Genomic DNA, 13,604 nt, shown 5'->3' with positions numbered 1-13,604 from the left:
ACTTATTCCAAGTCAGAGCGGCCCGGCCAAGCCGGGGAGCGCGAAGACCTCCCGGGAATCAAACCTGGTAACAGGGTTGTTCCTCTTGTCCGCACGATATGTACGCGGCCTTCGGGTCGCGGGATTACTGCGCGGTCGAGTGGGTACTGGGGTGTGTTGTTTGAGAACTCAATAGTGTGTTTGGTGGTTTTTTTAGTTTGTTGTTGTTTTTTGCCGCATTCTGATACCCCCGTGTTGGGGTGTGGCTTTTTTTTGATGCCAGTTTGTTTGGTGTCTTTTGTTTGGTTTCAGGCTTGTTCTGATTCGAATTCTTTCGGGTTTGTCCCGGGGTTTTTGTTTGGAGAGTTTGATTCTGGCTCAGGACGAACGCTGGCGGCGTGCTTAACACATGCAAGTCGAACGGAAAGGCCCTTCGGGGTACTCGAGTGGCGAACGGGTGAGTAACACGTGGGTGATCTGCCCTGCACTTTGGGATAAGCCTGGGAAACTGGGTCTAATACCGAATATGATCATGGCCTTCATGGGTTGTGGTGGAAAGCTTTTGCGGTGTGGGATGGGCCCGCGGCCTATCAGCTTGTTGGTGGGGTAATGGCCTACCAAGGCGACGACGGGTAGCCGGCCTGAGAGGGTGACCGGCCACACTGGGACTGAGATACGGCCCAGACTCCTACGGGAGGCAGCAGTGGGGAATATTGCACAATGGGCGCAAGCCTGATGCAGCGACGCCGCGTGAGGGATGACGGCCTTCGGGTTGTAAACCTCTTTCAGCAGGGACGAAGCGCAAGTGACGGTACCTGTAGAAGAAGGACCGGCCAACTACGTGCCAGCAGCCGCGGTAATACGTAGGGTCCGAGCGTTGTCCGGAATTACTGGGCGTAAAGAGCTCGTAGGTGGTTTGTCGCGTTGTTCGTGAAAACTCACAGCTTAACTGTGGGCGTGCGGGCGATACGGGCAGACTTGAGTACTGCAGGGGAGACTGGAATTCCTGGTGTAGCGGTGGAATGCGCAGATATCAGGAGGAACACCGGTGGCGAAGGCGGGTCTCTGGGCAGTAACTGACGCTGAGGAGCGAAAGCGTGGGGAGCGAACAGGATTAGATACCCTGGTAGTCCACGCCGTAAACGGTGGGTACTAGGTGTGGGTTTCCTTCCTTGGGATCCGTGCCGTAGCTAACGCATTAAGTACCCCGCCTGGGGAGTACGGCCGCAAGGCTAAAACTCAAAGAAATTGACGGGGGCCCGCACAAGCGGCGGAGCATGTGGATTAATTCGATGCAACGCGAAGAACCTTACCTGGGTTTGACATGCACAGGACGCCGGCAGAGATGTCGGTTCCCTTGTGGCCTGTGTGCAGGTGGTGCATGGCTGTCGTCAGCTCGTGTCGTGAGATGTTGGGTTAAGTCCCGCAACGAGCGCAACCCTTATCTTATGTTGCCAGCGCGTAATGGCGGGGACTCGTGAGAGACTGCCGGGGTCAACTCGGAGGAAGGTGGGGATGACGTCAAGTCATCATGCCCCTTATGTCCAGGGCTTCACACATGCTACAATGGCCGGTACAAAGGGCTGCGATGCCGTGAGGTGGAGCGAATCCTTTCAAAGCCGGTCTCAGTTCGGATCGGGGTCTGCAACTCGACCCCGTGAAGTCGGAGTCGCTAGTAATCGCAGATCAGCAACGCTGCGGTGAATACGTTCCCGGGCCTTGTACACACCGCCCGTCACGTCATGAAAGTCGGTAACACCCGAAGCCGGTGGCCTAACCCCTTGTGGGAGGGAGCCGTCGAAGGTGGGATCGGCGATTGGGACGAAGTCGTAACAAGGTAGCCGTACCGGAAGGTGCGGCTGGATCACCTCCTTTCTAAGGAGCACCACGAGACTTGGACCCGCCCACATCGTGTGGGGGTTCGGTGATTCAAGCGATTCGTTGGATGGGCTCGTATCTGTAGTGGATCGGGTTCTGGTGCACGACAGACTGTTGTTCGGCGGGGATGCCGGCGGCGAAAATTCATCAGACACACTATTGGGCTTTGAGACAACAAGCCCGTGCCCGGTTGTCCGGGTGGCGTCACCGTTGGGTGGTGTCGGCATGTTGTTGCCTCACTTTGGTGGTGGGGTGTGGTGTTTGATTTGTGGATAGTGGTTGCGAGCATCTAGCACGCAAATGGTGCGTCGGTCCTCTGACGAGGTTCGGCGTGGTTTGTGTGTTGATGTGCAATTTCTTTTTTCGAATTGGTTTTTTGTGTTGTAAGTGTTTAAGAGCGCATGGTGGATGCCTTGGCACTGGGAGCCGATGAAGGACGTGGGAGGCTGCGTTATGCCTCGGGGAGCTGTCAACCGAGCGTGGATCCGAGGATGTCCGAATGGGGAAACCCGGCACGAGTGATGTCGTGTCACCCATACCTGAATACATAGGGTATGGGGGGGAACGCGGGGAAGTGAAACATCTCAGTACCCGTAGGAAGAGAAAACAAGTAAGTGATTCCGTGAGTAGTGGCGAGCGAAAGCGGAGGATGGCTAAACCGTATGCATGTGATACCCGGCAGGGGTTGTGTGTGCGGTGTTGTGGGGCCTGTCTTCTCAGATCTGCCGGTCTGGGCTGCAGTGAGAAAAGAATGTGTTAACCGAAGTGGCCTGGGATGGTCTGCCGTAGTGGGTGAGAGCCCCGTAGGTGAAAACATGTTCTCTGTGGTGATGGGTACCCGAGTAGCAGCGAGCCCGTGGAATTTGCTGTGAATCTGCCGGGACCACCCGGTAAGCCTGAATACTTCCCAGTGACCGATAGCGGATTAGTACCGTGAGGGAATGGTGAAAAGTACCCCGGGAGGAGTGAAATAGTACCTGAAACCGTGCGCTTACAATCCGTCAGAGCCCTCGTTTACGTGGGGTGATGGCGTGCCTTTTGAAGAATGAGCCTGCGAGTCAGGGACATGTCGCGAGGTTAACCCGTGTGGGGTAGCCGTAGCGAAAGCGAGTCTGAATAGGGCGTATCCAATCCGTAGGGGTTGGTGTAGTGGTGTGTTCTGGACCCGAAGCGGAGTGATCTACCCATGGCCAGGGTGAAGCGCGGGTAAGACCGCGTGGAGGCCCGAACCCACTTAGGTTGAAGACTGAGGGGATGAGTTGTGGGTAGGGGTGAAAGGCCAATCAAACTCCGTGATAGCTGGTTCTCCCCGAAATGCATTTAGGTGCAGCGTTGCGTGTTTCTTGCCGGAGGTAGAGCTACTGGATGGCCGATGGGCCCCACAGGGTTACTGACGTCAGCCAAACTCCGAATGCCGGTAAGTGAGAGCGCAGCAGTGAGACGGCGGGGGATAAGCTCCGTACGTCGAGGGAAACAGCCCAGATCGCCGGCTAAGGCCCCTAAGCGTGTGCTAAGTGGAAAAGGATGTGCAGTCGCAGAGACAACCAGGAGGTTGGCTTAGAAGCAGCCACCCTTGAAAGAGTGCGTAATAGCTCACTGGTCAAGTGATTGTGCGCCGATAATGTAGCGGGCTCAAGCACACCGCCGAAGCCGCGGCATTCAACGTGAGTTGGATGGGTAGGGAGCGTCCTGCACACCGGTGAAGCAGCCTGGTAATGGAGCTGTGGAGGGTGTGGGAGTGAGAATGCAGGCATGAGTAGCGATAAGGCAAGTGAGAACCTTGCCCGCCGAAAGACCAAGGGTTCCTGGGGCAGGCCAGTCCGCCCAGGGTGAGTCGGGACCTAAGGCGAGGCCGACAGGCGTAGTCGATGGACAACGGGTTGATATTCCCGTACCCGTGTATGAGCGTCCCTGATGAATCCATTCTGCTAACCGCCCAAAAGGTGGTCCACCAATCCCTTCGGGGAGCGGGGACTGCTGGCTGCGCGGGACCCGGGTGGGTAGTAGTCAAGCGATGGGGTGACGCAGGTAGGTAGCCGTACCAGTCAGTGGTAATACTGGGGCAAGCCGGTAGGGAGTTGGATAGGCAAATCCGTCCAACACATATCCTGAGAGGTGATGCATAGCCGAGTGAGGCGAATTCGGTGATCCTTTGCTGCCAAGAAAAGCCTCTAGCGAGCACACACACGGCCCGTACCCCAAACCAACACAGGTGGTCAGGTAGAGAATACCAAGGCGTACGAGTGAACTATGGTTAAGGAACTCGGCAAAATACCCCCGTAACTTCGGGAGAAGGGGGACCTCCTACTGTCATCACCCTTGCGGTGGGCAGCGGTGGGGGGTGGCACAAACCAGTGAGAAGCGACTGTTTACTAAAAACACAGGTCCGTGCGAAGTCGCAAGACGATGTATACGGACTGACGCCTGCCCGGTGCTGGAAGGTTAAGAGGACCCGTTAACCCTTTGGGGTGAAGCGGAGAATTTAAGCCCCAGTAAACGGCGGTGGTAACTATAACCATCCTAAGGTAGCGAAATTCCTTGTCGGGTAAGTTCCGACCTGCACGAATGGCGTAACGACTTCTCAACTGTCTCAACCATAGACTCGGCGAAATTGCACTACGAGTAAAGATGCTCGTTACGCGCGGCAGGACGAAAAGACCCCGGGACCTTCACTATAGCTTGGTATTGGCGTTCGGTTCGGTTTGTGTAGGATAGGTGGGAGACTGTGAAACTCACACGCCAGTGTGGGTGGAGTCATTGTTGAAATACCACTCTGATCGTATTGGACTTCTAACCTCGGACCGTATATCCGGTCCAGGGACAGTGCCTGGTGGGTAGTTTAACTGGGGCGGTTGCCTCCTAAAATGTAACGGAGGCGCCCAAAGGTTCCCTCAACCTGGACGGCAATCAGGTGTTGAGTGCAAGTGCACAAGGGAGCTTGACTGCGAGACGGACATGTCAAGCAGGGACGAAAGTCGGGACTAGTGATCCGGCACCCCCGAGTGGAAGGGGTGTCGCTCAACGGATAAAAGGTACCCCGGGGATAACAGGCTGATCTTCCCCAAGAGTCCATATCGACGGGATGGTTTGGCACCTCGATGTCGGCTCGTCGCATCCTGGGGCTGGAGCAGGTCCCAAGGGTTGGGCTGTTCGCCCATTAAAGCGGCACGCGAGCTGGGTTTAGAACGTCGTGAGACAGTTCGGTCTCTATCCGCCGCGCGCGTCAGAAACTTGAGGAAACCTGTCCCTAGTACGAGAGGACCGGGACGGACGAACCTCTGGTCTACCAGTTGTCCCACCAGGGGCACCGCTGGATAGCCACGTTCGGACAGGATAACCGCTGAAAGCATCTAAGCGGGAAACCTTCTCCAAGACCAGGTTTCTCACCCTTTTTAGAGGGATAAGGCCCCCCGCAGACCACGGGATCGATAGACCAGACCTGCACGCACCGCAAGGTGTTCAGGGAACTGGCACTAACCGGCCGAAAACTTACAACAACCAAAACAAAACACCCTTTTGATTCGGTAAAAGTAAGACACGCACATCTGCCCGCAACCACACCACACCAATCACAACACCGCACCCCACCACCAAAACACCAGATTCACACTCAACAACGAGTGAATAGAGTTACGGCGGCCATAGCGGCAGGGAAACGCCCGGACCCATCCCGAACCCGGAAGCTAAGCCTGCCAGCGCCGATGATACTACCCAACACGGGTGGAAAAGTAGGACACCGCCGAACACAATTTAGTGAAATGCCCCCCGAGAAATCGGGGGGCATTTCCTTTTTTTCCAGTCGATTTCCTGCACTAATTCAATTGTCCGAATTGTGGCCGTCTGACCGGTGCCCGTATCCTTTACGGGTGGTCGATGACAGGCAAGGTAATTCCGGCGGGCGTCCGCCGCGTCGCCCCGTGGGCGCCGGCTCTGCCGGTCGTGATCGCCGGGGCGGTAACGTCCCGCACCGGTCGGGTCCGGGACGCGCCCGTCGGGCCCAGCCTGAACACACCCCCGAAGGTGGCGACGGCACGCAGCGGCCGGCTGCCCCTGCCATTCCGGCGTCCATCGAGGCCAAGCAACTCTCGCCTGAAATACGGGGTGAGCTTTCAACTTTGGATCGTTCGACCGCCGACACTGTGGCCCGCCATCTCGTCGCGGCCGGGGAACTGCTCGACGATGATCCGCAGGCCGCCCTTGAACACGCTCAGGCCGCCCGCGCACGCTCCGGGCGAATCGCGGCCGTCCGAGAGGCGGTCGGTATCGCCGCCTATCAGTGCGGCGACTGGGCTCAGGCGCTCTCGGAGTTCCGTGCCGCCCGGCGGATGGGCAGCAAGTCTGCGCTGCTCCCGCTGATCGCGGACTGCGAACGCGGTGTTGGCCGGCCCGAACGTGCCATCGAGCTGGCCCGCAGCCCCGAGGCCGCGCAGCTCACTGGCGACGACGCTGATGAGCTGCGGATCGTCTCTGCCGGCGCTCGCGCCGATCTCGGCCAGCTCGAACAGGCCCTGGCGGTGCTGTCCAGTCCGCAGCTGGACCCGACGCGCACCGGCTCCACGGCCGCACGACTGTTCTACGCCTACGCCGAAACGTTGTTGGCACTCGACCGCGGTGCCGAGGCATTGCAGTGGTTCATCCATGCCGCAGCCGCCGATCTCGACGGTGTCACCGACGCCGAAGACCGGGTCGGCGAGTTGGCCTGACGTGACAACCCTTGCCCAGCAGCATGATTGCCTGCTGCTTGATCTGGATGGCACGGTGTTCCGCGGCCATGAGCCGACCGAGGGCGCCATCGCGGCCCTCGACGCAGTGCACACCCGCAAGCTGTTCGTCACCAATAACGCGTCCCGCGCCGCCGACGATGTGGCGGCCCATCTGCGCGAGCTCGGTTTTACCGCCCACGCCGACGACGTGGTGACCAGTGCCCAAAGCGCGGCGCGCTTGCTCGCCCAGCAGCTCACGCCCGGGTCGAAGGTATTGATCATCGGCACCGACGCGCTGGCGGGCGAGATCGAGGCAGTCGGTCTTCGCCCTGTGCGCCAGTTTGCCGATGAACCCGCCGCAGTCGTGCAGGGGCATTCGATCTCAACGGGCTGGCCGGACCTGGCCGAAGCCGCGCTGGCGATCCGGTCCGGCGCACTCTGGGTGGCCGCCAACGTCGACCGCACGCTGCCCACTGAGCGGGGGCTGCTGCCCGGAAACGGCTCGATGGTCGCCGCACTACGAGCTGCCACCGACGCCGAACCTCAGGTGGCCGGTAAACCCGCGACTGCGCTGATGCGAGATGCGCTCGCGCGCGGCTCATTTGACGACCCACTGGTGGTCGGCGATCGCCTGGATACTGACATCGCCGGTGCCAATGCTGCGGATCTGCCGTGCCTGATGGTGCTGTGCGGGGTCAGCACCGCGGCCGAGGCGGTCCATGCCTCACCCGAGCAGCGCCCCACCTATATCGGGGCCGACCTTCGGGATCTACACGCCGGGGTCGACAGCCTGGCGGTGGTCGAGCAGTCGGCCTGGCGGGTCGAGGTGAGCGACGGTGCGGTCACCGTCGTGACCGCCGGAGGCGATCCGGGTGGGGACGGGCTCTCGATCGTGCGGGCTACCGCGCGAGCCGTCTGGGATTCAGCCAGCGACGGCCGTCGCCTCGCGGTGCACGCGGGTGACGACACCGCACGCGCCGCGCTGCAGCGCTGGTCCCTGCTGACGACGGTCGATCGGCTAGCGTGAACGGCGATATGAGTATCGACCCCGATCAGATCCGCACCGAAATCGATGCCGCGCTGGCACAGTTGCCCAGCGTCGACCCGCACAGTGCCGACACCACCGGTATCGATATCGACGCGGTCGGCCGCCAACTCGAGGAAGCGCACCAGATCCTGGTCAATGCGCTGGAATCGGTGGAGAAGGGCTGAGATCGACCGATGACGCGGCGTGCCCGGGTTGACGCCGAGCTGGTTCGTCGAGGACTGGCACGGTCGCGGCAGCAGGCCGCTGAACTCATCGACGCGGGCCGGGTCAGCATCGATGGAATGCGAGCGGTCAAACCGGCGACTGCCGTCGCGGTCACCGCCAACCTCACCGTCGAGGCGAGCGGCGAGCGTACCTGGGTGTCCCGCGGCGCGCACAAGCTGATCGGGGCGCTGGACGTCTTCGGTATCGATGCGACGGGCCGTCGTTGTCTGGACGCGGGCGCCTCGACTGGTGGCTTCACCGAGGTGCTGCTGGATCGTGGCGCAGCCGAGGTGGTGGCCGTTGACGTCGGCTATGGACAGCTGGCCTGGTCGCTGCGTTCGGACCCGCGAGTGGCCGTCATCGAACGCACCAACGTGCGTGACCTCACCCCGGACACCATCGGCGGGCCGGCGGGGCTGGTGGTCGCCGACCTTTCATTCATCTCGTTGGCCACCGTGCTGCCTGCACTGACCGCATGCGCGTCGGGCGACGCCGATATCGTTCCCATGGTGAAGCCACAGTTCGAAGTCGGACGAGAGCAGGTCGGCTCCGGCGGCGTGGTGTCCGATCCGGAGCTGCGCACGTCCGCGGTGCTGGCCGTCGCCGCCCGCGCCGGTGCGCTGGGCTGGCAGACTGTCGGCGCGACCGCGAGCCCGCTGCCCGGGCCGTCGGGCAATGTCGAGTACTTCCTGTGGCTGCGCGCGGACACCGAACGCGGGCTACACGGAGACGAGTTGGACACCGCGGTGCGCCGCGCCGTCGCGGAAGGACCGCAATGACTTCTGAGCGGGTGATCCTGCTCGTCGTGCACACGGGTCGCGACGAGGCCACCGAGACAGCGCGCCGGGTGGAAAAAGTGCTTGGCGACAACGGGATCGGACTGCGGGTGCTCTCCGCAGAGGCCGTCGATGGCAGCGCGCAGCTTCTGGCCCCGGCCGACATACAGGGCCTGGGAGCCGATATCGAAGTCGTGGACGCCGAGGCCAACGCCGCGGTTGGCTGCGAGCTGGTGCTGGTGCTCGGCGGCGATGGCACCTTCCTGCGGGCCGCCGAACTGGCTCGCAACGCCGAGATCCCGGTGCTGGGAATCAACCTCGGGCGCATCGGTTTCCTCGCCGAGGCCGAAGCCGAAGTCATCGACACCGTCCTCGAACACGTCGTCGCCCGCGACTATCGCGTCGAGGAACGGATGACGCTGGACATCACCGTCCGCGCCAAGGACGAGGTCATCTCGCACGGCTGGGCGCTCAACGAAGCCAGCTTGGAGAAAGGCGCGCGGCTCGGGGTCATTGGTGTGGTCCTGGAGATCGACGGTCGGCCGGTGTCGTCCTTCGGCTGTGACGGTGTGCTGGTGTCAAGCCCGACCGGGTCCACCGCCTACGCGTTCTCGGCCGGCGGGCCGGTCGTGTGGCCGGATCTGGAGGCAATTCTCGTGGTACCCAACAACGCTCACGCGTTGTTCGCCCGGCCGATGGTCACCAGCCCGACCGCGTTGATCGCGATCGAGATCGAGGACGACAGCCACGATGCGCTGGTGTTGTGCGACGGCCGCCGGGAGATGCGGGTGCCGGCCGGCGGGCGCCTCGAGGTGACCAAGTGCACGACGCCGCTGAAGTGGGTGCGGCTGGACAGTGCGCCGTTCACCGACCGTTTGGTGCGTAAGTTCCGCCTGCCGGTCACCGGCTGGCGGGGGCAGTGAAGCGCCGATGCTGGCTGAGATCCGAATCGAGTCACTGGGTGCGATCAGCGCCGCGACCGCGGAGTTCGACCGCGGTCTGACCGTGCTCACCGGTGAGACCGGCACCGGCAAGACGATGGTGGTGACCGGGCTGCACCTGCTGGGCGGGGCACGAGCCGACGCCACCCGGGTGCGATCAGGGGCCGAGCGGGCCGTCGTCGAGGGCCGATTCGCCACTGCCGAACTCGATGACGCGACCGCCGCCCACATCGACGAGATCCTGGATTCGTCCGGCGCCGACCGCGACGACGACGGCAGCATCATCGCCCTGCGCACCGTCAGCCGGGACGGCCCGTCGCGCGCCTATCTGGGTGGGCGCAGTGTGCCGGCCAAATCGCTGACCACGTTCACCACCGGGCTGCTGGCGCTGCACGGGCAGAACGACCAGCTGCGGCTGATGCGTCCCGAGGAGCAGCGCGCCGCGCTGGATCGCTTCGCGGGCGTCGACTCCAAACTCGAGCGCTACAAGAAGGTGCGCGATCAGTGGCAGGTGGCCCGTCGCGACCTCGTGGACCGGACCAACCGCGCTCGCGAACTGGCTCAGGAGGCCGACCGGCTCAAATTCGCGCTCACTGAGATCGACGGCGTCGACCCGGCGCCGGGCGAGGACGAGTCGCTGGTGGCCGACATCCGCCGGCTCTCGGAACTCGACGCGCTGCGCGAGGCGGTCGCCGGTGCCCGTACCAATCTGTCCGTTGATGAGCTCACTGACGGTGAACCCCATTCGGCGACAGACACTTTGGGCCGTGCGGTGGCACTGCTGCAGTCCACCGACGATCCTGCGCTTGGCGCCCTGTCCCGGCAACTTGCCGACGCGTTGACCGTCGTCGGTGACGTTGCTCGCGAGCTTGGCCACTTCCTGGGCGACCTGCCCGACGATGCGAGCGCGCTGGAGACCAAGCTGGCCCGCCAAGCCGAGCTGCGCAGCCTGACCCGCAAGTACGCCGCCGACGTCGACGGTGTGCTGGCGTGGGCCAAGCAGTCCCGGGAGCGTCTGGCGCAGCTGGATGTGTCCGAGGATGCGCTGGCTGGGTTGGGCCGCCGGGTCGACGAGCTCGCCGGGCAGGTGGCCACCGCTGCGCTGGAGCTGTCCAAGGTGCGGATAAAGGCGGCCAAGGGACTGGCGAAGGCCATCACCGCCGAGCTCACCGGCCTGGCCATGACGCACGCCGACTTCGCGGTCGGGGTATCGCTGATGCCGGCCCGCGACGACGACAGCGCGCCGCTGCGGTTGCCGTCCGGCGAGACTGTGCACGCCGGCGGCGAAGGTATCGACCTCGTCGAGTTCGGCTTCACTGCTCACCGTGGCACCGACGTCCTGCCGCTGAACAAGAGCGCATCCGGGGGCGAGTTGTCGCGCGTGATGCTCGCGTTGGAAGTGGTGCTGGCTGCCTCTGCCGAGGGAACGACGATGGTGTTCGACGAGATCGATGCCGGGGTGGGTGGTCGGGCCGCGGTTCAGATCGGGCGCCGGCTCGCGCGGCTGGCCCGCAGCCATCAGGTCATCGTCGTCACTCACCTGCCGCAGGTGGCTGCCTACGCCGACAGCCACCTCGTGGTCGACAGCGCCGGCAACGGCACCAGCGAGGTACGTCGCCTGGACACCGAACAGCGGGTGGCCGAGTTGGCCCGCATGCTGGCTGGCCTGGGGGAATCCGACACCGGTCGCGCGCACGCCCGCGAACTGCTGGAAGCCGCGCAGGAGGAACAGCTCAATTGAGCTGGATGACCACGGCGTAGCCGCAGGGGCCAGTCTTGCTCGGCGTGCACGTCGACGGTCATTTCCGGCAGCGGCCAAACCGTGTTACTCCTGTGACAAAATGTGACTTGTGGGGCTGTTGTTACGGCGCGCCTCCGCTGATATAGGCGCCGACGCCGACAGAATCGCCCCATGAAGATGTCAGCGCTTCTCTCGCGTAACACCGGTGCACGACCAGGCGTCACGGGTACGGCCCGCGTCGATCGCGACATCGACCGCCTGCTGCGCCGCATCGGCCCGGGCGACATCGTCGTGCTCGACATCCTCGATCTGGATCGCATGACCGCTGACGCTCTGGTCGACGCCAACATCGCGGGCGTGGTCAACGCCTCCCCGTCGATCTCGGGCCGCTACCCGAACCTCGGCCCGGAGGTGTTGGTGGCCAACAACATCACGCTGATCGACAGCGCCGGCCCGGAGGTCTTCAAGAAGATCAAGGACGGCGCGAAGATTCGGCTGCACAACGGTGGCGTGTATGCCGGCGATCGCCGGCTGGCCATCGGGGTGGAGCGCAGCGACGAAGAGATCGCCGACCTCATGCAGGACGCCAAGACGGGACTCGTCGCGCATCTCGAGGCCTTCGCCGGCAACACCATCGAGTTCATCCGTAGCGAGAGCCCGCTGCTGATCGACGGGATTGGCATCCCCGAGATCGACGTCGACGTCTACCGCCGCCACGTCCTGGTGGTAGCCGACGGACCCGGCGCCGAGGAAGACCTCAAAGCGCTCAAGCCGTTCATCAAGGAGTACCAGCCGGTGCTGGTCGGTGTGGAGAGCGGCGCCGACATTCTGCAGAAGCACGGGTATCGGCCACAGCTGATCGTCGGTAATCCCGATCAGATGAGCGCCGACGTTCTCAAGAGCGGTGCGCAGGTGGTGCTGCCCGCCGACTCCGACGGACACGCCAACGGTCTGGAGCGCATTCAGGACCTGGGCATCGGGGCGATGACGTTCCCGGCCGCGGGCTCGGCCGCCGACCTGGCGCTGCTACTGGTCGATCACCATGGCGCAGCGCTGATTGTCACCGCAGGCCATTCGGCCAGTATCGAAGAGTTCTTCGACCGGTCCCGCCAACAGAGCAATCCGTCGACCTTCCTCACCCGGTTGAAGGTGGGTGAGAAGCTGGTTGATGCGAAAGCCGTTGCCACGCTGTACCGCAACCACATCTCCGGCGGCGCGATCGCCATGCTGATCCTGGCGGTTCTGTTCGCCATCATCGCCGCGCTGTGGGTATCGCGGGCCGACACGTTCGTCATCGACTGGATCGTGACCTACTGGAACCGTTTCTCGCTGTGGGTGCAGAGCTGGGTGACCTAGGCGTAGGGCAGAAAGGCTCATCGCTGTGATTTCGCTACGCCAACATGCCATTTCGCTGGCTGCAGTATTCCTTGCGCTGGCTGTCGGGGTGTTCTTGGGTTCCGGCGTGCTCTCGGACACGCTGCTGTCCGGGTTGCGCGCCGAAAAGCAGGATCTGAACAAACAGATCACCACGCTTACCGATCAGCGCAATGCGGTCAACGAAAAGCTGGGTGCTGCTAATGATTTCGACGCCCAGATGTCGGGCCGGATTGTGCGCGACGCACTGGCCGGCAAATCGGTGGTGCTGATCCGTACGCCGGACGCCGACAACGACGACGTGGCAGCGATGAGCCGGATCGTCGGCCAGGCCGGCGGCGTGGTCACCGGGACGATCGCCCTGACCCAACAGTTCGTCGACGCGAATTCCGCGGAGAAGCTGCGCTCGGTGGTGAATTCCTCGATCGTGCCCGCCGGGGCGCAGCTGAGCACCACGATGGTCGATCAGGGATCCCAAGCCGGTGATCTGCTCGGCATCGCGCTGCTGATCAATCGCAAGCCCGAGATCAGACCCGCCGACGACACCCAGCGCGACACGGTGCTGGCTGCGCTGCGCGACACCGGCTTCCTGACCTACCCAGGCGATCACATCGGCGCGGCCAACACCGCGGTCATTGTCACCGGGGGAGCGTTGGGGGACGACGCCGGTAACCAGGGTTCGACGGTAGCGCGGTTCGCCGCGGCCATGGCTCCGCACGGGGCGGGGACCGTGCTGGCCGGCCGGGACGGCTCCGCCAGCGGAACCGCAGCGGTGGCGGTGACTCGTGCCGACGCGGGGATGGCCGCCGACGTGACCACCGTCGACGACATCAGCGTCGAGTCCGGCCGGATCACCACCGTGCTGGCCCTGCAGAACCTGATCAACGGTGGCCCGACGGGCAAGTTCGGCATCGGGCCTGGTGCTTCGTCGATCACCGTCCCGCAGTAACCCGGCCGGGG

Annotated in this window: 8 protein-coding genes and 3 rRNA genes; all 11 read left to right on the top strand. The window is 63.1% G+C overall.

Annotation, left to right across the window (positions count from 1 at the left end; translation table 11 throughout):
- Window positions 1–334 precede the first annotated feature (334 nt).
- A 16S ribosomal RNA gene (locus G6N38_RS27465) occupies window positions 335–1,854 on the top strand.
- Between the two features lie 384 nt (window positions 1,855–2,238).
- Window positions 2,239–5,354, top strand: a 23S ribosomal RNA gene (locus G6N38_RS27460).
- A 134-nt stretch (window positions 5,355–5,488) separates the two neighbouring features.
- Window positions 5,489–5,602: ribosomal RNA gene (rrf, locus tag G6N38_RS27455) — 5S ribosomal RNA — on the top strand.
- The 16S, 23S and 5S rRNA genes sit together here, the layout of an rRNA operon.
- 121 nt (window positions 5,603–5,723) lie before the next feature.
- The gene (locus tag G6N38_RS27450; RefSeq protein WP_407662840.1) at window positions 5,724–6,560 is read left to right on the top strand and encodes a tetratricopeptide repeat protein; all 837 of its coding nucleotides are present in this window, start codon (window positions 5,724–5,726) and stop codon (window positions 6,558–6,560) included.
- 1 nt (window position 6,561) lies between these two features.
- The gene (locus tag G6N38_RS27445; protein ID WP_163752479.1) at window positions 6,562–7,587 is read left to right on the top strand and encodes an HAD-IIA family hydrolase; all 1,026 of its coding nucleotides are present in this window, start codon (window positions 6,562–6,564) and stop codon (window positions 7,585–7,587) included.
- 8 nt (window positions 7,588–7,595) lie between these two features.
- Window positions 7,596–7,772 (top strand): hypothetical protein, encoded by a 177-nt coding sequence (locus G6N38_RS30305; protein ID WP_170314191.1) that lies wholly within the window; start codon window positions 7,596–7,598, stop codon window positions 7,770–7,772.
- Between the two features lie 9 nt (window positions 7,773–7,781).
- Window positions 7,782–8,591, top strand: a complete 810-nt coding sequence (locus tag G6N38_RS27440; RefSeq protein WP_163751256.1) for a TlyA family RNA methyltransferase — start codon at window positions 7,782–7,784, stop codon at window positions 8,589–8,591.
- Complete coding sequence (locus G6N38_RS27435) at window positions 8,588–9,511, top strand: NAD kinase (protein WP_163751255.1); 924 nt, start codon at window positions 8,588–8,590, stop codon at window positions 9,509–9,511. Before G6N38_RS27440 ends, G6N38_RS27435 begins: the two co-directional genes overlap by 4 nt.
- A gap of 7 nt (window positions 9,512–9,518) precedes the next feature.
- Window positions 9,519–11,270 (top strand): DNA repair protein RecN, encoded by a 1,752-nt coding sequence (gene recN / locus G6N38_RS27430; protein ID WP_163751254.1) that lies wholly within the window; start codon window positions 9,519–9,521, stop codon window positions 11,268–11,270.
- Window positions 11,271–11,441: 171 nt separating this feature from the next.
- Complete coding sequence (steA, locus tag G6N38_RS27425) at window positions 11,442–12,626, top strand: putative cytokinetic ring protein SteA (protein WP_163751253.1); 1,185 nt, start codon at window positions 11,442–11,444, stop codon at window positions 12,624–12,626.
- A gap of 25 nt (window positions 12,627–12,651) precedes the next feature.
- On the top strand, window positions 12,652–13,593 hold the full coding sequence (locus G6N38_RS27420) for a copper transporter (RefSeq protein WP_163751252.1): 942 nt from the start codon (window positions 12,652–12,654) through the stop codon (window positions 13,591–13,593).
- The last annotated feature ends 11 nt before the right edge of the window (window positions 13,594–13,604 follow it).

The organism is Mycolicibacterium helvum (assembly GCF_010731895.1).
In the GTDB taxonomy this organism is placed as follows: domain Bacteria; phylum Actinomycetota; class Actinomycetes; order Mycobacteriales; family Mycobacteriaceae; genus Mycobacterium; species Mycobacterium helvum.
Note: the sequence above shows the minus strand (reverse complement) of the source record. Positions and strands in the feature narration are given on the sequence as shown.

What these genes read in the sequence shown, in the direction of transcription:
- G6N38_RS30305 (WP_170314191.1), top strand. Translation starts at nt 7,596, where the DNA reads ATGAGTATCGACCCCGATCAGATCCGCACCGAAATCGATGCCGCGCTG.
- recN (WP_163751254.1), top strand. Translation starts at nt 9,519, where the DNA reads ATGCTGGCTGAGATCCGAATCGAGTCACTGGGTGCGATCAGCGCCGCG.
- steA (WP_163751253.1), top strand. Translation starts at nt 11,442, where the DNA reads ATGAAGATGTCAGCGCTTCTCTCGCGTAACACCGGTGCACGACCAGGC.
- G6N38_RS27440 (WP_163751256.1), top strand. Translation starts at nt 7,782, where the DNA reads ATGACGCGGCGTGCCCGGGTTGACGCCGAGCTGGTTCGTCGAGGACTG.
- G6N38_RS27435 (WP_163751255.1), top strand. Translation starts at nt 8,588, where the DNA reads ATGACTTCTGAGCGGGTGATCCTGCTCGTCGTGCACACGGGTCGCGAC.